The 23,020-nt window shown below is 49.5% G+C and carries 15 protein-coding genes, 1 tRNA gene and 1 pseudogene; 16 read left to right on the top strand and 1 reads right to left on the bottom strand.

The annotated features are described in order from the left end of the window. From GPK42_RS02670 to GPK42_RS02730, 13 genes and pseudogenes are all read left to right on the top strand, one after another. A pseudogene (locus GPK42_RS02670) lies at positions 1-1,020 on the top strand (hypothetical protein); the annotation flags it as partial. A gap of 178 nt (positions 1,021-1,198) precedes the next feature. After that, complete coding sequence (locus GPK42_RS02675) at positions 1,199-4,234, top strand: L,D-transpeptidase family protein (protein WP_215693355.1); 3,036 nt, start codon at positions 1,199-1,201, stop codon at positions 4,232-4,234. Positions 4,235-4,418: 184 nt separating this feature from the next. Next, a complete protein-coding gene (locus tag GPK42_RS02680; RefSeq protein ID WP_196025446.1) occupies positions 4,419-7,583 on the top strand; it encodes a hypothetical protein in 3,165 nt (1,054 codons plus the stop codon). Positions 7,584-7,725: 142 nt separating this feature from the next. Next, the gene (locus GPK42_RS02685; protein WP_215693357.1) at positions 7,726-9,351 is read left to right on the top strand and encodes a glycosyltransferase family 39 protein; all 1,626 of its coding nucleotides are present in this window, start codon (positions 7,726-7,728) and stop codon (positions 9,349-9,351) included. A 20-nt stretch (positions 9,352-9,371) separates the two neighbouring features. After that, positions 9,372-9,764, top strand: a complete 393-nt coding sequence (locus GPK42_RS10205) for a GtrA family protein (RefSeq protein ID WP_118406019.1) — start codon at positions 9,372-9,374, stop codon at positions 9,762-9,764. A gap of 11 nt (positions 9,765-9,775) precedes the next feature. Then, a complete protein-coding gene (locus GPK42_RS02695) occupies positions 9,776-10,756 on the top strand; it encodes a glycosyltransferase family 2 protein (protein WP_117776177.1) in 981 nt (326 codons plus the stop codon). Continuing rightward, on the top strand, positions 10,749-11,564 hold the full coding sequence (locus GPK42_RS02700) for a glycosyltransferase (protein ID WP_195534814.1): 816 nt from the start codon (positions 10,749-10,751) through the stop codon (positions 11,562-11,564). Before GPK42_RS02695 ends, GPK42_RS02700 begins: the two co-directional genes overlap by 8 nt. A 16-nt stretch (positions 11,565-11,580) precedes the next feature. Next, positions 11,581-12,480: a glucose-1-phosphate thymidylyltransferase RfbA gene (gene rfbA / locus GPK42_RS02705; protein WP_215693359.1), complete on the top strand. Its 900-nt coding sequence runs from the start codon at positions 11,581-11,583 to the stop codon at positions 12,478-12,480. Between the two features lie 18 nt (positions 12,481-12,498). Then, entirely contained in the window at positions 12,499-13,521 is a 1,023-nt protein-coding gene (gene rfbB / locus GPK42_RS02710; protein ID WP_215693361.1) for a dTDP-glucose 4,6-dehydratase, read from the top strand. Between the two features lie 14 nt (positions 13,522-13,535). Beyond that, a complete protein-coding gene (locus GPK42_RS02715; protein ID WP_215693363.1) occupies positions 13,536-14,984 on the top strand; it encodes a sugar nucleotide-binding protein in 1,449 nt (482 codons plus the stop codon). Positions 14,985-15,095: 111 nt separating this feature from the next. Next, positions 15,096-16,976, top strand: coding sequence for a glycosyltransferase (locus GPK42_RS02720; protein ID WP_196025452.1), 1,881 nt, complete (start codon positions 15,096-15,098; stop codon positions 16,974-16,976). A gap of 99 nt (positions 16,977-17,075) precedes the next feature. Then, on the top strand, positions 17,076-18,263 hold the full coding sequence (locus tag GPK42_RS02725) for a LicD family protein (RefSeq protein WP_215693365.1): 1,188 nt from the start codon (positions 17,076-17,078) through the stop codon (positions 18,261-18,263). 32 nt (positions 18,264-18,295) lie between these two features. Then, positions 18,296-20,137, top strand: a complete 1,842-nt coding sequence (locus GPK42_RS02730; RefSeq protein WP_215693367.1) for a glycosyltransferase — start codon at positions 18,296-18,298, stop codon at positions 20,135-20,137. Between the two features lie 31 nt (positions 20,138-20,168). On the opposite strand, the gene GPK42_RS02735 is transcribed toward GPK42_RS02730, so the two are convergent. Next, the gene (locus GPK42_RS02735) at positions 20,169-21,098 is read right to left on the bottom strand and encodes a glycosyltransferase family 2 protein (RefSeq protein ID WP_215693369.1); all 930 of its coding nucleotides are present in this window, start codon (positions 21,096-21,098) and stop codon (positions 20,169-20,171) included. Positions 21,099-21,259: 161 nt separating this feature from the next. Here GPK42_RS02735 and GPK42_RS02740 point away from each other — a divergent pair, with 161 nt between their 5' ends. The 3 genes from GPK42_RS02740 (at position 21,260) to GPK42_RS02750 (ending at position 23,015) form a co-directional block, all read left to right on the top strand. Further along, positions 21,260-22,105 (top strand): ABC transporter permease, encoded by an 846-nt coding sequence (locus GPK42_RS02740; RefSeq protein WP_338404315.1) that lies wholly within the window; start codon positions 21,260-21,262, stop codon positions 22,103-22,105. A gap of 12 nt (positions 22,106-22,117) precedes the next feature. Further along, positions 22,118-22,885 (top strand): ABC transporter ATP-binding protein, encoded by a 768-nt coding sequence (locus GPK42_RS02745; protein ID WP_215693371.1) that lies wholly within the window; start codon positions 22,118-22,120, stop codon positions 22,883-22,885. Positions 22,886-22,938: 53 nt separating this feature from the next. Further along, positions 22,939-23,015, top strand: a tRNA-Arg gene (locus tag GPK42_RS02750). The last annotated feature ends 5 nt before the right edge of the window (positions 23,016-23,020 follow it).

The raw sequence follows: 23,020 nt of genomic DNA on the forward strand, positions 1-23,020 counted from the left end.
TACGACGTCTACTACCGCGTCCACGCCTCCAACATCGGCTGGATGGCCTGGGCCAAGGACGGCGAGGAGGCCGGCACCACCGGTATGTCGTGTTCCCTCGAAGCTATTCAGATTAAGCTCATTAAGAAGGGCGCCTCCCATCCTGATACATCGGGGTATTCCCATCTTGAATTACCTACGGTGACGTATTCCTCTCAGGTGAAAGGTGCTTGGCAGAATTCTGTCCCCGCTGGAGAGGTGTCCGGTACAACCGGTCAGGGAATTCCCATCACCGGGTTTTCAGCTAAAACTACTTCATCTGTTGCCGGCGGGATTTATTATCAACTGCATCTTTCGAATGTGGGCTGGACGTCTGGTAAGTCAAACGGAGTGCAGCTTTCGTCTACCGCTGAATCCAATTCGGTTGAGGCTATTAAAATTTCTCTTTCTGGTGACTTGGCAACCTATTTTGATGTTTGGTACAGGGTCCATGTCGATAACGTCGGCTGGCTTGGTTGGACTAAAAATGGCTCCGTTGCCGGTAGTACTGGCTATGGGGCCCATGTCCAAGCTATCCAAGTTCGACTTACGAGGAAGGGCGCCAATGCCCCCGGGAGCACCGTTTCGCCGTGTTTGCTTGGGGAACCAACCGCGTTTGCAAATCCCATGCAGAAGAAAATTGTAGATCTTGCCCGACAGGTGCCGTCTCCTGGCCCTGGTTTGTGCTCTGAGTGGATTGCAGACATTTATGAGCGTGCCGGATTTAGGAACGTCCATACAGATGCCTGCGATTACTACTGGGATTATTGTAAATTCACCGATTATTCTCAGCTGAAAGTTGGAATGGTCATTGCCGTTCCTTCGCATACGCATACCCGCATGGGCAGCATTTACGGTCACGTTTGTCTCTATATTGGCAATAACCAGGTTATGGATAATGTCGGTCAGATCAGGACGCTCGATATGGCGTACTGGTTGGATTATTATTCCACCTCATATAAGCCAAAGTGGGGTTGGTATGACAACGTGCCGCTTGCATAGCTGATCGAAAGTCATGCCTTCGCACAGGTTCTAGCAGTTACTCTGGTTAAAAACGAACGGGTCGTTTTGCAACGGTCCGTTCGTTTCTATTTAAGTGCCATTCACGTTTTCGGTATTTAAGCAATTGCCGAAACGATAAATAATGATGCTAAAGATGGTCGATTGATGGGGAAGTCGAATGAAAAAGACGCAACGACTGCTAGCAACGGCAATGACGCCATTACTGATTCTTCATTGTCTTCTGACGCCCCTTTCTGTCTGGGCTGATTCTTTACCGGTGCAGCCGGAGTCTACTGATTATTCCAATAGCGCCGCCAGCAGCTCGGAAGACGAGAGTTTCGTCCTAAATGATGAACAGCAGGGGGTTGAAGTCGAGCAGCCGACTGTGTCAGACAATGATTCTCCCTCATCCGTTTCTAGCGAGTCTGCTTCCAATGCGACTGATTCGCCGAAACCCGAAAATGATGTATCCGCTGTCTTTGGTTCTGTTTCATACCAGACTCATGTACAGGATATTGGCTGGCAGGCTCCCGTTTCAAATGGAATGACGGCTGGCACAACAGGTCGTGCTAAGCGCGTTGAAGCCCTCAAGATCAATCTGCTTTCACAAGATGGCACCCCTTTGGGGAATGACAGCATTTCGGTCCAATCACACATTTCCGGGATCGGCTGGGAGCCTCAGCCGGTGGGTAACGGGCAGACATCTGGAACAGTTGGAAAGTCGCGAGCCATCGAAGCGATCAAGCTATCTTTGTCGGGCGGTCTTTCTGACTCGTATGACATTTGGTATCGCGTTCATTCTGCAAATGTTGGTTGGCTTGGCTGGGCCTCAAATGGTGAGCCTGCTGGAACACAGGGCTATGCTTATCAGATCGAAGCTATTCAGATAAAGGTGCTTCCAAAAAATGCTCAAGATGCGCCAGCGCGAGGCGATGCCTTTAGGGACCATTCCCAGGAACCGCCTACTGTTTCCTATCGATCTCATATCTCCAATGTTGGATGGATGGGTGTTGTCGCGGACGGAAAGACATCGGGGGTCATTGACTCAAGAAATGCAATCGAGGCACTGTCGCTTAGTGTTAATTGGTATGGCCACGGAGGCTCTATTTCCTCTCGCGCGCACGTCTCTGGCATTGGTTGGCAAAGCTGGTCTTCAGGTACTGTTGGCACGACCGGGCAGTCTCGGTCAGTTGAGTCCGTTCAGTTTAAGCTCAATGACGAGATATCTGCAACTTACGACATTTGGTACCGTGTGTATGCTTCCAAATTGGGCGGATGGTTGGGCTGGACGTCCAACGGGTCTCCTGCGGGCTCGGTGGGGAAGGGTGCCGCCATTCAGGGTATTCAGGTTATGTTGGTCGAAAAGGGCTGCTCTGCTCCCGGCGATACGTTGAACCATTTCATTGGAGCTACGGGTGTTCTAAGCGGGAGCTCGCTTGGTCTTAACGGTAAAAGCCTGGGCTCCGTACAAGGCAAATCAATCCTATTGGGCTCCGAGAACGGCTCTGAACCTTTAACCTCGCTCTCCATTTCGTTTGATAATCAAGAGATTTTAGGCTCAATTGACTATTCCGGCTTTTTTGAATTTGGCGGATGGAGCGGTGCTGTTTCTGACGGTGCTGCGCTTAACTCTAAAAACGATGGGCGTGTTCTAAAGGCGGTGAGATTGGCTCTTACTGGAGATTTGTCTAATGCCTATGACATTTGGTATCGCTGCTTTGACTCCAAAAAAGGATGGCTTGGTTGGGCATGCAATGGCGCGGATGCAGGGGCAACGATATCGGGTTCATTCCTTAAGACTGTCGAAGTAAGGATTGTCAGTAAAGGCGGCGGCGCTCCCGGAATAACGGACGGAGCATTTGTTTCCGATACTTCCGCCGATTGCGCTCACGTTGTATATCAGGCTCATTCGGCTAACCGTGGGTGGTCTCCTTCTGTATTTGATGGGCAGGTAACCGGCACAACGGGACAATCGCTTTCTCTTCAAGCTTTGAATGTGTCGTTGTCCGGTGTGGATGACGATTCTCAAATTGAGGCAAGAGCACATGTTGCCAATATTGGTTGGCAGGAATGGCGATCTTCCGGTTATATTGGGACCGTTGGACAAGGATTGGCCATTCAGGCTCTTGAGCTGCGCTTAAATGGTTCCCTCGCGAATCAGTATGACATTTACTATCGAGTTCATTCGGCGGGCTATGGTTGGTTGGGTTGGGCAAAAAACGGCGATTCCGCTGGAACTACCGGGCTTAATATCCAGATAGAAGCTGTCCAAATTGAACTTGTTGCGAAAGGCGGGGATCCAGGCGCGTCGTCTGCGCCCGCGTTTATCACGGCACCAGCCCTAACGCTCCAGGCGCATGTCGCCACGCTTGGTTGGATGAATCCGGTTGGCAACGGCGATGTTGCGGGCACGACCGGTAGGGCACTTGCGATTGAGGCTCTGAAGCTAAATGCCTCCAGTAGCGTATCGGGCGGTATAGAGTACTCCGCCCATGTGCAGGATGTCGGTTGGCAAAGCTGGACTTCCAACGGGGATATCGCTGGAACGGTAAGCCGCGCAAAGCGTATCGAGGCTATTAAGATTAGGCTGACCGGTGGCTTATCGAACTACTTTGATGTCTGGTATCGGGCATATTGCCAAGACTTTGGATGGCTCGATTGGACTTCTAATGGGCAACCTGCGGGCACATCCAAGATTGGATATAGGATCGAGTCGGTTCAAGTGACGATTGTGCCTAAGGGTGCTGGAGCTCCCGGTTCAACTGGGCGTCCGTATACCGATCAGCCTTTGCTGCCTGCCGACATGATGGCCATGCTTAATCGGGCTAATAGATATTCGAGCAATACAAACTGGCTCATTATGGTTGACAGGCAAGCATGCCGCCTTGGAGTTTTTCGTGGACAGCGCGGGTCGTGGAGTTATGCTCAATACTGGACTTGCTCTGCCGGCGCCCCTAGTACTCCAACGCCTACGGGTGAGTATACCGTCACCGGCAAGGGCTACTCGTTTGGACATGGGTATACTTGCTACTACTATACGCAGTTTTACGGGGACTACCTGTTCCATTCAATACCGTATTACCAGGGAACTTTTAATCCCATGGACAGCCGGATGGGAATGCATATTTCACAAGGCTGCGTGCGTTTGCCCATCGATCGCGCTAAATGGATTTGGGATAACGTGCCTCTTGCTACCAAGGTGGTAATCTACTAGTTATTCCTGTAAACGCCGAGAGTTTGTTAGGGGGCCCTTTCCTGTTGCCGTTGACTTGGCAACGGAAAGGGCCCTTGCCTTTGGATAGGGCTTCTATTTCTTCGTTCACCTAATTGGTGGCCTTAATGAAGCTAACTCCCGATAGTATGGTTATTGACGGCTGTCTATCTAGGAGGCGATTCTCTTGAAAAGGCAATTTAGAGCATTTGTTGTTCTGATTTCCTGCTTCATGTCGATGCTGCTTTTGAGCCCTTTGGCTTGTTGGGCGGATCAAAATATTGGTGCCAACGAATATGAATCCGTTCCAGAGACACAATCCGACTCCTCGGATCAAACTGCTGCTGCAGCCGATGAAACGGCGCCTTCGATTGATGTTGCCGTGGAGCCCAAAGAGGCGGCCCCGGACGTCAGCTATAAATCTCACATTTCAGGCATTGGCTGGGAGTCGACGTTTACATCGAATGGTTCGACCTCTGGTACAACGGGCCAGTCTCGTAGGCTTGAGGCGCTCAGGGTTACTCTCCCTAATTCAGAAGACCTTGGTATCGAATACCGCTCTCATGTTCAAAATGAAGGCTGGCAGGATTGGGTTTCTAATGGAGCCGTCTCCGGCACAACGGGAAAGGGCCTTCAGATTGAAGCCGTCGAGCTCAAGCTGACGGGTGAAAGAGCAACTTCTTATGACCTGTATTATCGCGTTCATGCTTCTAATTTCGGTTGGCTTGGATGGGCCTCAAATGGGTCGACTGCGGGAACCACCGGTTGGTCTTATGCCGTTGAAGCAATACAGATCGTCATTGTAAAGAAGGGCGAAGCGGCGCCCGGCGATACTGCTGGAGCCTATGTCCCGTATGTCTTTAATTGCTCTCTTTCTCAGGTTGGGGAGACGACTAAAGTAACCCTGAATATTCCGCAGGTCGAGGATATAAAACGACTCGGTATTGCCGATTCGGTAAAGGTGTCTGGCTTCATGTCGTATGGAGGGAAGGTTACCCGATCTGTTTCCAGCACGATTGCATTCGGAGACCTGGGCTCTAGCTCCAGTGAAATTGACTTTAGCGATTATGGTCCGTTTGACGTTACGTTGCAGTATTTGAAGAACGGAAACATCGTTCATGAGGACCATCAGTCAATTGGCATTTCTGCGAGCGAGTACAACCTTGCCCCTTTGAGTGCTTCTTTCCCCGTTGTTCTCTATTCGCTATCTTTCTGGGATATCAGCACCTCTTCTGCTGGAACGACCATTCCGTCGATCGTAATGCTCGATCGTCCAGGTGCCTATAACTGGAACTCGCTTCCATCCGGGATGTATGGTCTTCCGTATCTGACTCATGAGGAAAATGCTTCTAGTTCGAGCTATCAGGCGTTCGCGGATTATGTCGCTGCTCTCTATAAAATCAACCCCAAGGCAAAGTTCAATCTGTATATCAATGACATCACCTGTTCGTTGATTCATAGGATGATTTACGCCAATAAGATTCCCACTGGCCAATACTCCATTCGGCTGTTGTCGGATGGATCTGCCACGTATGTTTTTACCAACGAGGCTTTCGATGTTAAGGATCCAGATTCTAAGCAAGCGGAGCTGATTGCTTTATGGAACGCTGCCAAGAATAAGGAATACGAAACCGGTGAAGTCTCAATGTCGTATAGCGATTATCACGATCACTGGGATTCTATGTATGCCGTGCTGAGTATTGAGCCCGGCACTCAGTGGTGGATGACTCGAACGAATCTGTTTACGAGCGGTGACGATAATGCCTTTGCGAATAAGATCGCATCCGATCCTAACGTTAAGAAGATGAACGTTTCGAGCATGCTTACGAGCCTGCAGAATAGGGGAGAGTACACGGTCCAAGCGTTTAAGGCTCTGTACAACTTTAACGATGGTTATTTTGATGCGGCTACTCAGCAGGGCAAAAAGGTAATGATGCTGCTTGGAACGTATGTTACTTACGAGCAGAATTTTGACGACTATGCCAACTTGACCGAGGTTATCTATGGCGATGACTATTTGTATTATTACAAGGGGCATCCAAACACGCCGACGGGCATGTATCCCCAAAAGCAGGAACAGCTTGACCGTCTGAGCATTACCGATGTCGATTCTTCCGTTGCTGCAGAGCTGATTCTCTTCTTTAATCCGGAGATCGGTCTGTCTGGATATGGGTCTAGTACGTATAACTCGGCCAGCGCCGATGCTGCTGGTGGACTTTGGAATTCAACGAAGGCCGAGGCCTTGAAGCCGGGTGCCGTTATCGATTATTCGATTATGGATTGGTTTGCTTCTCCGGTTACCGAAGACACGGATGCTGCAATCAGATCCCTTTGCAAGCAGGGTGACTCTTGCTATCTCGTAGAATTTTCGGATTCCATCCTTGCTTCGGCAAATTACGACTTTGCTATTTATTCGCACAATAGCGGCGCTCTGACTTATTTCAAGAAGGACGAGTCGGGCTACGACGTCGTCAAGGTGTCACGAGGCTCGCTTGATGTTTTGGCAACTTCGCATGTTTCGAATGACGGTTGGCAGTCGGCTTCCAAGGGCGGAAATGTTTCTGGCACCGTTGGTCAGTCCAAAGCTGTCGAGGCTATAACTCTCAATCTGCAGAATGCTCCCTACGATGGCAGCTTGGAGTACAGGACGCATGTTTCCGATTACGGTTGGCAAGACTATGTGAAAGAGGGAGAAGTCTCCGGTACTACTGGTCAGAGCAAGTCTGTCCAGGCTATCCAAATTCGACTTACTGGTGAGATGGCCAATCGTTATGACGTTTACTATCGCGCTCATGTTCAGGACAAGGGCTGGCTTGGCTGGGCCTGCAATGATCAAGTTGCCGGAACGACTGGGTTTGGCTTGAGGCTCGAGGCATACCAGGTCGTTTTGGTTGAAAAGGGTTCGCCTGCACCAGGGGATACGAGTCAGCCCTCTATTCAGAAAACTTTTTCAATAAAGGCTCATGTTTCAAACCTTGGTTGGCAGGAACCTGTTTATGAGGGCATGACGGCGGGCACAACTGGTCGAAATCTTGCTGTTGAGGCGTTGGCTATTAGCAAGCCCGAACTCGGGTATTCCGGTAACATCGAATATCGAGCTCATGTTCAGAATATCGGCTGGCAAAAGTGGGTCAAGAACGGCAAGCTGGCCGGCACCACGGGTAAGTCTCTTTCTATTGAAGCTGTAGAAATTAAGCTTACGGGTGATCTCGCCAAGCATTATGACGTTGTCTATAGGGCGCATGTGCAGGGTAAGGGTTGGCTCGATTGGGTTAAATCGGGCGAGTGCGCAGGTACAACTGGAGAGGCCCTACATATGGAAGCGATTGAGGTTAAGTTGGTTGATAAATAGTAAGTGATGCAAGTCTATCATCTATCCGCTATTGCAGTAATTCAGTGGTTTAGTCCAACTGTATTAGTTTAATCTTGAAGGAGTTTATGATTTTTCGTAAACTCCTTTAGTTTAGCTATTAATTAATTATAGGGACTCGTTTATGAATTCATGTGCAAAACGATGCAAGTTTTATGGCGTTTTATTTGCTGTAATGTTTGTGGCTGCGTTATTAGTCGCAATTTATTATTGCAATTTGAAAACAGGGTTTCATGTTGACGAGCTGTGGACTTTCGGTCTCTCGAATAGTTTTTATTTTCCACATATTTTTTGGGAAAACAATATGGATGCCAACTGGATGGATCCTACGTTCATTCAGTCTTATTTGACAGTTGATACAGGGCATGTGTTTCGGTTTGATTCGGTTTTATATAATCTGAGTAATGACGCACATCCTCCTCTCTATTTTTTCATTATTCATACCGTTTGCTCACTGTTTCCGAATGAATTTAGCAAATGGTTTGGCTTGGTTCCTAATCTATGTTTCTATTCACTCAGCTTAGTATTTTTATTTAAGCTTTCTTACAAAGTGTTTCAGAGTAAGCCAGTCGCCCTAATTTTAATGGCTCTTTGGGCTTTCTGTCCCATAGCGTTAAATCTAGTGACCTACATTCGAATGTATCTGTTATTGGTGACACTTGCCCTAGCATTTCTTGATGCGTTATTCGATATGTTTAATGCTTCCTTCGCCAATCGATCGGTTTATTTCCGCCTATTTGTTATTTCTTTATTGGGGTTTTTAACTCATTTCTATTTCTATATTTATCTCTTTTTTGTTTCCTGTTTTTTTACTATTTATTTTTGGGCAAGAAAAGGGTGGAGGTTCTCCTTTAAATATGGAGTCACGATTGTCTTATCGGTTTGTCTGTCATTTATCATATTTCCTCCAGCATTAAGCAACATGTTTGGGAATCACTATGTCGAATCGGCCTCATCGCAATCAGGGGTAATGGTATTACTTAGACGAATTTGGCAATTTCTAGGGTCGTCGTCCGTTGATTTGTTCTTCGGATCAAGGCTTCTTTTGATTGCCTGCTTCTGTTTGTCAATTGCCCTTTGTTTCTACTTGCTATGGAATAAAAAAATTAATCGTGAGCATCCTGAGTCGATTTATATAGTTTTATTATTTAATTCATCCCTTGTTTTTTACGTCACAGCTTGCTATGTATCTCCTTTTACTTCGTCAAGATACATATGCTTGGCATATCCAGGATTACTGTTATTTGGATTTGGAATGTTCTTGTATCTATTTAGATATTTGCAAATTCGCTATAGAAATAATACTGATTTCAATTTTCGGGGCACTATTTTAGTTTCTGTTGTATTTGTTTGCGCAATTATTGCTGCAGATTCTGTTTTCTTTTCTTCCAATGCTTTGTATTTATATCCGAAATCTGCTGACAATGAAGCCGCAGTAGAGAAGTACGCGGGTTCAACGGGGCTCTTTGTCTCTTATGATTACTATCAGCTCACTGCGAAGCTACTAGAAGTTGCCAAATTGTCTCGCATTCATGCGCTGATTCCTGATCAGAAAGCTATTAGCAGTTTTTGCGATAGAAATTATATTGATTCTGATGATCTGGTTGTTTACATGAATAATCACGACTGCGAAGAAGAGGTTCTTTCTCAACTGAAAGATGAACTAGGATATAGTGGTTTTAAAAAACTGCCCGGATATACTCAAATCGATGATGGAACCTCTTGTTTTGTTTATGTCCTTTATAGATAACAGTAGGAAAAGGGTCTTTAATGAAACGAGATTCGGTGATTCAATTTCTGAAGTTTTCGATTGTTGGACTTTCAAATACAATCGTTTCTTACTTAGTTTACGCGGCACTCCTTTTTATTGGAGTGAACTATATTGTCGCCAATATAGTTTCATATTTTGCTGGTGTCATCAATTCCTTCTATTGGAACAATAAATATGTTTTTGATAATGAGAGATCGGATTTGAGTTCACTTATTTCAAGTTTTTCCAAGCTACTTGCTTCGAGTGCTTTTACTGGATTGATTATCAACAACATCCTTTTGTACTTTTGGGTTAGTGTGCTTGGAATTTCTTCTATTCTTGGTCCACTGCTTAACTTGTTTGTAACTTATCCTCTTAATTATATTTTAAGTAAGTATTGGGCATTTAAGTGATAGGTGCTTGCATGACAAAGATGGACATATTGCCGATTCTCTATCTCGTGGTTCCTTGTTATAACGAGGAGAGCGTTTTGCGGGAAACCTCTAAAAGGCTTTTTGAGAAGTTTTCCACTTTAGTAAAATTGTCTCAGATTAATGCGAACAGTAAGGTTTTGTTAGTTGACGATGGGTCATCCGATAAGACTTGGGAGATCATCGAAAGTCTTCATCAGTCTAATTCCTTATTCTGTGGACTTAAGCTCTCTAGGAATTGTGGCCATCAGAAGGCTTTACTTTCTGGGTTACACAAGGCAGCGGAGTTTGCTGATTTAATAGCATCGATGGACGCTGATTTACAAGATGATATCAATGCGCTTGATGAAATGGTTTCAAGAGCTCGCGAAGGCTATGAAGTTGTATATGGTGTACGAAATGATCGTTCTAGCGATTCCTTTCTAAAACGTTTTACCGCACAGTCTTTTTATCGCTTACAGTCTTCGTTGGGTGTCGATGCTGTTTATAACCATGCTGACTATAGATTGATGTCCAAGCGTGCTGTTCTTGCATTGTCTCAATTCCGTGAGGTTAATCTATTTCTTCGTGGTTTGGTTCCTTTAGTTGGTTTCAAATCTTGCTGCGTGTATTATTCGCGAGGGAAACGGTTTGCCGGCGAATCTAAATACACGCTCGGTAAAATGCTGTCATTTGCTTTTGAAGGTATAACGTCTTTTAGTACTAAACCGATTAGGATAATTACTCTCACCGGTTTAATCATTTCTATTTTTAGTTTATTTGCACTTGTATATCTTTTAATTGGTCATTTTATTGGCGATGTACAAGTTGGCTGGACAAGCATTATTATGTCAATTTGGTGTCTTGGCGGACTTCAACTTTTGGCTTTGGGTGTCATCGGCGAGTACGTTGGAAAGACTTATATGGAGACGAAGCATCGTCCTCGCTATTTTATTGAGGAATTTTTGTCCGATAAGGAGGACAAGGATGCCTAAAGTTAGTGTGTTGATGCCTTGTTTTAATGGTGCTAAGTACATTTTGAAGGCAATTGATTCGGTGTTAAGCCAGTCTTTCCGCGATTTCGAATTATTAATTTTCGATGATCAGTCAACTGATGGAACATTTGAGATTGTTTCCAAGCTAACGGATTCTCGAATTAAGGTATTTAGAAACGCCAGTAATCTCGGTCTTGTTGGAAACTGGAATAATGCCATTGAGAAATCTTCTGGCGAGTATATTCATTTCCTCTTTCAGGATGATATTTTGTTACCCGGGGCTCTTGAGTCTGAGGTTGCAGCACTGGATGCTAATCCAAAGTGCTCCCTCTGCTTCAGCGCTTCATGTGTTATTGACTCGAATGGTGCCATTACAATGAAGAGGAGACCTTTTAAGCGGGATATGGTTTTAAAAGGCTCTGATTTTGCCCGCAAGACATTTCGAACTCATAATATCTATGGAGAGCCTTCTAATGTCATGTTTCGTAGAGATTGCTGGCAAAAGGTTGGACCCTTTAATGATTCTTTGTGTTACTCCCCTGATTGGGAGTATTGGATTCGTCTATCACTTAATAGTGATGTCTGCTATCTAGACTCAATTTATTCCTATTTTAGAGTGTGCAACGAATCTACTACGAACTCACTTTTTAAGGATAAAAAAGAGCAATTGAAACGCGATGAGTTTGATTTTGTGCGAGCAATCTGTTCACTCGATGGTATCAATATATCGTCGGTTGATTTAACCGCTCGTAAATTGTCGCTCTCAATCAGGAACATTGCTAAACGGATTTATTTTTCCGTTCACTGACTTTGGAAGTGATTGAATGAAAGGCATCATCCTCGCCGGCGGGTCCGGCACGCGCCTGTACCCGCTCACGCTCGTGACCTCCAAGCAGCTGCTGCCGGTCTACGACAAGCCCATGATCTACTACCCGCTCAGCACACTCATGCTGGCGGGCATCCGCGACATCCTGGTCATCTCCACGCCGACGGACCTCCCCAACTTCGAGCGCCTGCTCGGGGACGGCTCGCGCTACGGCGTGAACCTCTCCTACGCCGAGCAGCCGAGCCCCGACGGCCTGGCGCAGGCCTTCACCATCGGCGAGGAGTTCATCGCCGGAGAGCCGTGCGCGCTGGTGCTCGGCGACAACATCTTCTACGGCAACGGCCTGTCCCGCCACCTGACGCGCGCCGTCCAGAACGCAGAGTCGGGCCGCGCCACGGTCTTCGGCTACCACGTGGACGACCCCGAGCGCTTCGGCGTCGTGGAGTTCGACCGCGAGGGGAGGGCCGTCTCCATCGAGGAGAAGCCCGCCGAGCCCAAGAGCTCCTACGCCGTCACCGGCCTGTACTTCTACCCGGGCGACGTGGCCGCCAAGGCGCATAGGGTGGAGCCGTCCGCGCGCGGCGAGCTGGAGATCACCGACCTCAACCGGATGTACCTGGAGGAGGGGACGCTGTCCGTCGTGACCCTCGGCCGCGGCTACGCCTGGCTGGACACCGGCACCATGGAGAGCCTGCACGAGGCCGCCGAGTTCGTCCGCGCCGTGGAGCACTCCCAGGACCTGCCCGTGTCCGTCCCCGAGGAGATCGCCTGGGAGAACGGCTGGATCACCACCGAGGGGCTCAAGCAGGCCGCCGAGGCCTACGGCAAGTCGGTCTACGGCCAGCACCTGAAGAAGGTCGCCGCCGGCGAGATCGTCAACAGCCCGCGCGAGTACTAGGAACAAGGAGATACGAACATGGCAGAGGAGACCTTCTCCCCCAAGAACATCATCGTCACGGGCGGCTGCGGCTTCATCGGCAGCAACTTCGTGCACTACGTCGTGGACAACCACCCCGACGTGCACGTGACCGTCCTGGACAAGCTGACCTACGCCGGCAACCCCGAGAACATCGCGGGGCTGCCGTCGGACCGCGTGGAGCTCGTCGTCGGCGACATCTGCGATGCCGAGCTGCTGGACCGCATCGTCCCGGGCCACGACGCGATCGTGCACTACGCCGCCGAGAGCCACAACGACAACTCCATCGCGGACCCGGAGCCGTTCCTGCGCACCAACGTCGAGGGCACCTTCCGACTGCTGGAGGCCGTGAGGAAGTACGGCATCCGCTACCACCACGTCTCCACCGACGAGGTCTACGGCGACCTGGCGCTCGACGACCCGGCCAAGTTCACCGAGGAGACGCCCTACAAGCCGTCCTCTCCCTATAGCTCGACCAAGGCGTCCTCCGACATGCTGGTCCGCGCCTGGACCCGCACCTACGGCCTGCGCGCCACGATCTCCAACTGCTCCAACAACTACGGCCCCTACCAGCACGTGGAGAAGTTCATCCCCAGGCAGATCACCAACATCGTCGACGGCGTCCGCCCCAAGCTCTACGGGAGGGGCGAGAACGTCCGCGACTGGATCCACACCGAGGACCACTCCTCGGCCGTCTGGGACATCCTCACCAAGGGCCGCACGGGGGAGACCTACCTCATCGGCGCCGACGGCGAGAGGGACAACATCACGGTCCTGCGCATGATCCTTACGGCCATGGGCCGCGACCCGGAGGACTTCGACTGGGTCGCCGACCGCCCCGGCCACGACCGCCGCTACGCCATCGACTCCACCAAGCTCCAGCGCGAGCTGGGCTGGAGGCCGGCGCACACCGACTTCGCCGAGGGCCTGAAGCAGACGATCGACTGGTACGTCGAGAACGAGTCCTGGTGGCGCCCGGCCAAGGAGGCCACCGAGGCGCGCTACCGCGCACAGGGCCAGTAGGAGGGGAGAGACAGATGGCAGACATCGCATTCGAGAAGGACCTGACCGTCGCCGAGACCGGCATCGGGGGCCTCAAGGTCGTCGACCTCGCCGTCCACGGCGACTCGCGCGGCTGGTTCAAAGAGAACTGGCAGCGCGCCAAGATGTGCGCCCTGGGCATCCCGGACCTAAAGGTCGTCCAGAACAACGTCTCCTACAACGAGAAGAGGGGCGTCACCCGCGGCATCCACGCCGAGCCCTGGGACAAGTTCATCTCCGTGGCCCGCGGCTCGGTCTTCGGCGCCTGGGTCGACCTGCGCGAGGGCAGCGCCACCTACGGCAAGGTCTACACGACCGTGCTGGACCCCTCCAAGGCCATCTACGTCCCGCGCGGCGTGGGCAACTCCTTCCAGGCCCTGGAGGACGGCACCGCCTACACCTACCTGGTGGACGCCCACTGGTCGCTGGAGCTCAAGAGGACCTACACCTTCGTGAACCTCGCCGACCCCGAGCTCGCCATCCAGTGGCCCATCCCGCTCGACCAGGCCACCGTCTCCGAGGCCGACCTCAACCACCCGATGCTCAGGGACGTCGTCCCCATGGCGCCCAAGAGGACGCTCGTCACCGGCTGCAACGGCCAGCTGGGGCATGCGGTCCGCAGACTCGCCGAGGAGCGCGGCGTCGCCAAGGACTTCGACTTCTGCGACATCGACACCTTCGACATGTCCGACCCGGACGCCTACTCCAAGTACGACTGGTCGCTCTACGGCACCGTGATCAACTGCGGCGCCTACACGGCCGTGGATAGGGCGGAGACCCCCGAGGGCCGCGCGACCGCCTGGAAGGCCAACGCGACCGGCCCGGCCCTGCTCGCCCGCACATGCTCTGATCACGGGATCACCCTCGTCCACGTGTCCTCCGACTACGTCTTCGACGGCACGGCCGAGGTCCATACCGAGGTCGAGCCCCTCAGCCCGCTTTCCGTCTACGGCCAGACCAAGGCCGCCGGCGACATCGCCGTGGCCGGGTGCCCGCGCCACTACATCATGCGCTCCAGCTGGGTCATCGGCGAGGGCCACAACTTCGTCAAGACCATGAAGGGGCTGTCCGACCGCGTCGCCGACCCCGACGACAAACTCACGCAGGTCACGGTCGTCGACGACCAGCTGGGCCGCCTGACCTTCACGCGCGACATGGCCGCCGCCATCTTCCACGTGCTGGGGACGCACGCCCCCTACGGCACCTATAACTGCACCGGCTCCGGTGCGGTCAAGTCCTGGGCGGACATCGCCCGCGCCGTCTTCGAGGCAGCCAACGGCAACGGGGAGAAGGTCGTGCCGGTCAGCACTGCCGACTACTACGCCGGCGCCGTCGGCCCCATCGCCCCGCGCCCGGTCCACTCCGCGCTCGACCTTTCCAGGCTCGAGTCGGTCGGGTTCCACATGCCCGACTGGGAGGAAGAGCTAAAACTTCATTTTGATTAGATGCCTTTAGTACATTGTTTGCATTCTTAAAATCAGTGAGAATGCAAACAATGCCATGGGCATTTATGCCATTTTGCCAAGTTGCACCAGGAATTTTTTGGATGGTTTTCAATGCATTTTAAACTTGCAAATTTGATTTTTAACGGATCTGATGCGATGTTGCAGTATCCATTGCTTTGCTATAGGGCAACGGAGGGTCTTGTTATTCCAACTTCGAATGGCGCTATTGAAATCATGAAATCGACCAATGTTGATTTCACAACATATTTTAATGCGCTATCCATTTATAAGTGGCGAAAATACACTACTGCAAAGGCGTTTTATCTTCATATCGAGTATTGCGGCTCCGCCTTAACGCTTCAGCAGACGTATGCAAATAATTATTCTTGGATTCCTTCTACAATTGATGGCTCTGCGGTTAGTTTGCAACGATCCGATGAATGGAGTACGGCTGAAATCGAACTCTCCCTTTGTGAGGGAGAGATTCTGCACGCTTTTAATATCAGTACTGAAGGCCCTGTTAATATTCGGAATGCGTATTATTATTGCGATTGTGAAGAACTGGATATTCATCCAGTTGAGCTAGCGCTTGCAACTACTACGTTTAAAAAAGAAGACTATATTGTCCGTAACGTATCTCTTTTACAAAAGAACATTATTGATTCTGATGAAGAGATTGCTGATCATTTCCACGTACACATTATTGATAATGGCCGTTCGCTGAATAGTGCAAACCTGGATTCATCGCGTGTTACTGTTCATCCAAATCCTAATGTCGGCGGGTCTGGTGGTTTTGCTCGGGGGATGATTGAGTCACTTGAGCAGAATCCTAAAGCGACTCATGTTCTCCTGATGGACGATGATGTCGAGGTTCTTCCCGAGAGTTTTATCCGCACTTTCAACCTGCTCTCTCTTCTCAAAGAAGAATATGCTGAGGCCTTTTTATCGGGTGCCATGATGAGCTTGGAAGAGCCCAATTTGCGTACCGAGGATTTAGGGTTCTTTACTGCTAAGGGAACTTTTTCTCCCCTTAAGCCTGCAGGCTATATGACCTCACTTCATGATGTCGTTGAGACCGAGATATATAAGGCCCCAACTGGCCTTTATGAGGACACTGCCCAACAGTATGCTGGCTGGTGGTATTGCGTTATACCTACCGCAACGATTGAACGTGAGGGGTTGCCCTTGCCCTTATTTGTTCGTTCTGATGATGCTGAGTATGCGCTTCGTTGCAAACCCAAGTTCATGTCCATGAATGGTATTTGCGTTTGGCATAATTCCTTTAAGTTTAAGTATAGTGCTGCCGTGGAGCGTTATCAGGTAAGCCGAAATACGCTAATCAGTCAGGCGACAACTGGCGCTGCGCCTCTCTCTGATTTTCTTTATGAGATTCGTCGTGAAGTTGAGCTCGACTTGAAGAAATTTAATTACGATGAAGCTGCTCTTGCCGTAAAAGGTCTTGAAGATTTTTTGAGAGGTCCGGAGTGGATTTCTCATCCTGTCGCTGAATCCCGTTTTATGGCGGCAAATCGTGAAAGGGAACAATTGATTCCCATCGAGCAGCTCATCCCTCAGGCACAAGAATTGGGTGTCGACTTGACGCAACTGACTTTTGGCAATTTGAGCCTTGGGGGCGACAGGTCTAGGCTGCAGGCATTTAAGGATTATCTGACCATTAATGGCCACCGTTTTGTTAACGACTCCGCTAAACGTAACGGTAGGGTTGCTGTTATTGATGCTGCGGGATGGGTTTATCCCGCAGGTAAAATCAGGGATGTTGACACGCTTATTGTGGTAGATATGCCTAATAAAAAGGGTGCCATTAGACATATGGATAAGAAGCGATTCAAAGAGGTTTGGAGTCGTTTTCGTAAAGCCGAGAAGGAATTCAAGCGAAACAAAGATAAGATTTATACCGAATACGCTTCGTATAGAGATGTCTTTACTTCGATCGATTTCTGGAAACAGTATTTGAAAGAGGCGTCGGAGTAGTCTTCATGTGAGTGGGTTTCAAGGTGGGACCCACTCATTCTTTTGTATCATATGAGTAATTGTGCTTCGTTCATTGTTTGTTGTTGCGAAGGTTAAGCCATGTCCTTGCTTTCTACTATTAAAAAGATCCTCCCTGGCTCATCCCGATCGTTGCATGCTATGCATGAGGATATGGACCGTCGTTTTGACGAGGTTTTCGCCCGTATTGAGCAGGCCGATAACGGTATCAATATGAATATCAATTACAAATTCGATACTCGGCTATTTCCAGAAATTGAATTGCTCAAGCAACGCCAACAAAGTCTGTCAGAACAAATGAGGCTTCGCTTTGAATTGTTAGCGCGACGTGCGTACCCCGATCTCACCCCTTTTGAGCTCCGTTGCAAAATCTTTGATGCATTGCCCGACGCCGAGGGTGATATTCGATTGATGCAGCAGGCAAACGCGGCGTTGATGAGTAAGCTAGACGCGATTTGTGCTGCCAATAATATTCAATACTGGCTTTCTTATGGTTCTCTTGTTGGCACCTTGTCTCGATCGGGTTTTATTCCTTGGGACGACGATATTGATATCTGCATGCTTAGGTCCGATGTGGATAAGCTCACTGCCGCTTTAAAAGACGACCCTGAATATCAAATCACTCTTGTATATGACTGGTTTGTAAAGTGCCGTCAAGTTCGCTTTTGTTCAACTAATTCGCTTATACCTTGTTTTGTGGACATTTCGATTTACGACCGTGCGGCCGAGAATTCCAAGCGCGCGAACGATCGACTTAGGCAACTCAGAATTGAGCTTATGGATTTCTTTGACCAGCATGAACTTGATTTCAGTTTTTGGAGAGACAATCCTTGGATGTTCCATCCCGAGAGCGGTTATTGTGTTCAATGCGGAGATGTGGACCTAAAGACGCAGAGAGCTGCCATAACTAAGGCGGATGTCGATCGAGTTCAGGAAGTATTTGATCAATTTAATGATAAGGCTCATGAACTCTGCTTGTTGACTAGTGATCCTTGTGGCGATTTTGCATATGCAATAGACAATATGTTTAATGCACCAAAGCGGAAAATCATCTGGGACCATAACGATATCTTGCCCGTCGGTAAGCATGCTTTTGAGGATTTCTCCTTTTCAATTCCTTCGAACGCTGAGGGAGTTGCGGATGATTGTTTCCCTGGATGGCCTTACATGCCAATGGACATCTGTGGGCATGATCATTTTGCAAAGGATGTTTTGTCTGATCCCGATGTTCGCTCCGCGATGGCAAGGTTTGTCGACGAATGTAATTAATAGTTACAACGGCTTTGATTAAGGTATTTAAAATGCAGTTTAAACTTGCGAATGTTGTACTTAAAGTTGAAAAGCATGCAAAGGATTTTCCTGAACTCTACTATCGCGTGCTCTCTGGTGATGCTTCGTATGATGACGACATTCATTCACTTCATGTCAATGGACATGTTGACTATCTGACGTATGTAAATGGCTTATCTGCTGGCAAATGGCGTCAGTATGCGTCTGTTGACGGCGTCGTCTTGCATATGGCTTTATTTGGCAGGGGCCGGGTTGTCGTTCATGGAGTGAGATCTGGCGAGCTGAATCCTGTCGAGCTTAAATCGAATCCTTTTTATGGTGATGAAGTTGATCCTTGCGTTCTCGATATTGATATCGATACAACCGGCTACGACTTGATCGGTTTTAGGATTGAGTGTGATAGGGGCTGTTCTGTTGACCTCTTGAACGCCTCTTATCTGACCGATGTTCCTGAGGACTCAATTAACCAGATCAATCTTGCTCTTTCTACTACTACATTTAAAAATGAGCAGTACATTCTTCCGAATATTGAACTCGTTAAAGCAGGCATCTCCAAAGAGGACGGTCCGATTCGCGACCACTTCCACATGTTTGTCGTCGACAATGGGCAGACGCTCGATTCTGCATCACTTTCCGATGGGCTAGTCACCGTGCTCCCGAATCCCAATACGGGCGGTTCGGGGGGATTCGCGCGTGGAATGATGGCGGCTACTGAAACTCCTGATCGGTTCACCCATATCATCTTGATGGATGACGATGTCTCTATCATGCCCGAGAGTTTGATTCGTACGTTCAACCTGCTCTCTCTTGCTAGGGGCAAATATAAGGATGCCTTTATTAACGGCGCCATGCTTTCGATGGAGGATCCCACTCGTCAGTTTGAGGATGTCTCGTATGTGACGACTACTGGTGCCTATCGTCGAGTAAAAGAAGATCTGAATGTTGGCAAGCTGGCTGACATTCTCGAAAACGAGCGTACGAGTGTTGAGGTTGACCAGGCCTATGGAGCTTGGTGGTATAGCTGCATTCCGGTGAAGGCTATCGAAAAGAACGGTCTTCCCATGCCTTTCTTCATCCGCTGTGACGATGTTGAGTTTGGCATGCGCAATAAGCCTGTCTACATGACCATGAATTGCATTTGCGTGTGGCATGCAAGCTTTGAGGGGCGTTTCCGCGCTTCGGTTGACTGCTACCAGTACTTCCGCAACTTCTTTGCCATGATTTCACTCGATGATTGTGCTGATGAGAAAATGTTTGTCCTTCGTATTCAGCGAGGGGTACGTCAGAACTTGCGCGATATGGATTATCAGGCTGCTGAGTTTATCCTTGATGGCTTTGAGGACTATCTGCGCGGCCCTGAGTATCTCCAGAAGCTTGATGGCGCCGCGACGATGATTGGTAAGGGTAAGTTAAACGAAAAGCTGATTCCTGTTTCCGAAATGGATCCAGAGCTTCTTCGCAAGGCTGGGGTTACGGAGCAAGTGCTCGCTAATGTTAATCTGGAATTCCATCCTTCGAAATTTATGAAGTATTGGAGATCTATTCCTTACGACAAACACTATCTTCCCGATGCGCTGTTGCGCGGAAAGCCCGGCTATGTGGTCAAGAACGGCAGCTGTACGCTTGAGGGCAACTCGACACGTTGCAAGACGCTGGTATTTCTTGATCCGACCCGCGAGAAGGGGGCGGTCCGCACGATGGATCGAGCGCGGTTCAAGAGTATTCGCCGCCGAGAGCACGAACTGATGGCGCGATATCGTAAAGAGGGCGAGAGCGTCAGGGGGGCATGGAAAGATGCCATGCCGTACATGACTTCGCGAGAGTTCTGGGAACAGTATTTAGGTCTGAAATAAGAAGAGGTCCGGATTAAGTCCGGACCTCTTCTTATTTTGAATAGGTTTTATAGGCTTGTAGCTCCCATTGTTTTCTTTCGACTTTTGCTACTGAGTCGAGGATTAGTCCCGTTGCTAGGCTCAACCCACACAGGAACATGAATGAGGCCGCAAGTATGGCCGTGGGGAAACGGGGGACTAAGCCGGTTTGGAAGTACTCCCTAACAATTGGAATTCCGAGGGCAAGGCCTATGATGGCGAAGATGAGCGCTATAAGTGTAAAGAACTTGAGCGGACGATAGTCTTTAAAGAGCGTTCCAATCATTGCGATGACCTTGATGCCGTCGCTAACGGTGTTGAGCTTGGACTCGGAGCCTGCGGGCCGATCGCGATACTCCACCGGCACGTCTTTAATTCGCCAGCGGTGATCGACAGCGTGGATGGAGAGCTCGGTTTCGATCTGGAAGCCCTCGCTCAAGACGGGGAAGGTCTTGACGAAAGGCTTGCTCATGGCTCGGTAGCCGGTCATCACGTCGTCAAAGCTGTAGCCGTAAATCCACTTAATCATAGCGCGAACAAGGTTGTTGCCAAACCCGTGAAAGGCTCGTTTATTCTCTTCGGCATAGGTGCCGTTTGACAGGCGATCGCCAACGGTCATATCCGCTTCGCCGTTAAGGATGGGCTCACAGAGTGGCTTGGCGGCCTCAGCAGGGTAGGTATCGTCGCCGTCGACCATCAAGTAGCATTCGGCGTCGATATCGCGGAACATTTGGCGACATACGTTACCTTTGCCCTGCCTGGACTCATGGCGCACCGTAGCCCCGTGCTGTTTGGCGATTTGCGAAGTGTCATCGGACGAGTTGTTGTCGTAAACATAGACAACTGCACCGGGTAGCTCTCGATGAAAATCGTCGACAACTTTGCCAATCGTCAGCGCTTCGTTGTAACAGGGAATTATGACGGCGGTATTCGAATAGTCCATGTAGGACCTCCTTTAATGACTCATCTGGTCGAAAGTATACCTATCGCTTGCCCCTTTGCTTAGATATGGGTTAGTTCTCCAGATTTGTTGCGGTGAGTTATCGTCATCGTGGGAGGGCTATACTTTCTACTGTTATGTTTTACGAGACAAGGAGATGGTCCGTGGCTGACAACGTAGAGAGTCAGAAAGCGGTGGCTAAACCGGCCTCTCACGCTAAAAATGATTTTGAAAAGGACAAGTTCATTCTTAAGCAGCTTGTCACCAAAGATTTTAAAATCAAATATCGTCGCAGTGTTCTGGGTGTGGCATGGTCCGTGCTTAATCCGCTGTTGATGATGGTTGTTATGTCGATCGTGTTCTCGACAATCTTCGCGCAAGGTCGCAATGGTTCTATTACGCCCGAAATGTATCCGCTTTACTTGATCGTCGGTAACGTGACTTTCTCTGTCATGTCCGAGTCGACGAACCAAGCGCTTATGTCCATCATTTGGGCTTCCTCGCTGCTTAAGAAGGTCAAGGTGCACCGTTGGGTCTTTCCGGTGCAGAAGGTGCTGTTCTCGCTCGTTAACTTCGCCTTCTCTTTGGTTGCCGTCGCCTTGGTTATGCTTTGGTTCCACGTGCTTCCCACCTGGCATTTAATTCTTCTGCCGGTTTGCTTGCTCCTGCTTATGTGTTTCTGCATGGGCTTGGGCATGATGCTGTCTGCGCTGGCGGTTTTTTTCCGCGATGTTATGCACCTGTGGACCGTTGTTATCACGGCCTGGATGTATCTGACGCCGATTTTCTGGACGACCGACTTCATTAGCCAGATGGCACATTGGATTCAGGTGCTCGTGGTTGTCAATCCCATGTACAACTACCTTCAGTTTATGCGCGATATTTTCCTGTTTAACACCATGCCCTCTGCGCTTACCTTTGGGCTGTGTGTTGTTTGGGCTGTTATTGCTCTTGCTATTGGTTACGCCGTCTTTCACAAGACCGAGCACAAGTTTATCCTCTACATCTAAGGAGTGCTGCTCATGACTGAATCTGCTATTGATTACAGCAAGCAGCCCCTTGCTGTTGAGGTCAAAGACGTCACCATGATCTTTAACATGGCGTCCGAGTCGCTTACGAACCTCAAGGAGTACTTTATTAAGCTCGCCAAGCACGAGCTGTTCTTTGAGGAGTTCCGTGCGCTTAAGCACATTTCGTTTAATGTGCATCGCGGCGAGGTCGTTGGCCTTGTTGGTACTAACGGCTCCGGTAAGTCTACGATGCTCAAGATCATCGCTGGCGTTTTGGAGCCCAGCGAAGGCGAGGTTAAGGTTCACGGCAATATCGCGCCACTAATTGAGCTTGGTGCTGGCTTTGATCCGGAGCTTACCGCGCGTGAGAATATCTATCTGAACGGTGCGCTGCTTGGCTATACCAAGGAGTTTATCGACGCTAGTTTTGACGAGATCATCGAGTTCGCTGAGCTCAAAGACTTTGTTGACATGCCCTTGAAGAACTTCTCTTCGGGTATGGTTGCGCGCATTGCCTTTGCCATCGCTACGATTACCGAGCCCGATATCCTAATCGTCGATGAGACGCTTTCTGTTGGCGATGTCTTTTTCCAGCAGAAATGCGAGCGCCGTATTCAGCACTTTATTGAGAGTGGCGACGTCACGGTCTTGTTCGTTTCTCACTCCATGGAGCAGGTTGAACGCATTTGCCAGCGTGCTGTTTGGATCGAGAAAGGCAACCTACGCATGGATGGTCCCGTGGATGAGGTCTGCAAGGCGTACCACGACCAGTTCAAGTAGGTTATAATTTATTGGCCGTGTGAACTTGTACCCGCTTGGACGTGCGGCCTTATGCTCCATTAGCTCAGTTGGATAGAGCAGGGGACTTCTAATCCCAAGGTCGACGGTTCGAATCCGCCATGGAGCACCAGAGAG

Origin of the sequence: Collinsella aerofaciens, from assembly GCF_018785265.1 — a bacterium.
GTDB classification, from domain to species: domain Bacteria; phylum Actinomycetota; class Coriobacteriia; order Coriobacteriales; family Coriobacteriaceae; genus Collinsella; species Collinsella aerofaciens_AI.

Coding starts and splice junctions, on each gene's coding strand:
- GPK42_RS02745 (WP_215693371.1), top strand. CDS start 22,118: ATGACTGAATCTGCTATTGATTACAGCAAGCAGCCCCTTGCTGTTGAG.
- rfbB (WP_215693361.1), top strand. CDS start 12,499: ATGGCAGAGGAGACCTTCTCCCCCAAGAACATCATCGTCACGGGCGGC.
- GPK42_RS02715 (WP_215693363.1), top strand. CDS start 13,536: ATGGCAGACATCGCATTCGAGAAGGACCTGACCGTCGCCGAGACCGGC.
- GPK42_RS02730 (WP_215693367.1), top strand. CDS start 18,296: ATGCAGTTTAAACTTGCGAATGTTGTACTTAAAGTTGAAAAGCATGCA.
- GPK42_RS02720 (WP_196025452.1), top strand. CDS start 15,096: ATGCATTTTAAACTTGCAAATTTGATTTTTAACGGATCTGATGCGATG.
- GPK42_RS02725 (WP_215693365.1), top strand. CDS start 17,076: ATGTCCTTGCTTTCTACTATTAAAAAGATCCTCCCTGGCTCATCCCGA.
- GPK42_RS02735 (WP_215693369.1), bottom strand. CDS start 21,098: ATGGACTATTCGAATACCGCCGTCATAATTCCCTGTTACAACGAAGCG.
- GPK42_RS02695 (WP_117776177.1), top strand. CDS start 9,776: ATGACAAAGATGGACATATTGCCGATTCTCTATCTCGTGGTTCCTTGT.
- GPK42_RS02700 (WP_195534814.1), top strand. CDS start 10,749: ATGCCTAAAGTTAGTGTGTTGATGCCTTGTTTTAATGGTGCTAAGTAC.
- GPK42_RS02685 (WP_215693357.1), top strand. CDS start 7,726: ATGAATTCATGTGCAAAACGATGCAAGTTTTATGGCGTTTTATTTGCT.
- rfbA (WP_215693359.1), top strand. CDS start 11,581: ATGAAAGGCATCATCCTCGCCGGCGGGTCCGGCACGCGCCTGTACCCG.
- GPK42_RS02675 (WP_215693355.1), top strand. CDS start 1,199: ATGAAAAAGACGCAACGACTGCTAGCAACGGCAATGACGCCATTACTG.
- GPK42_RS10205 (WP_118406019.1), top strand. CDS start 9,372: ATGAAACGAGATTCGGTGATTCAATTTCTGAAGTTTTCGATTGTTGGA.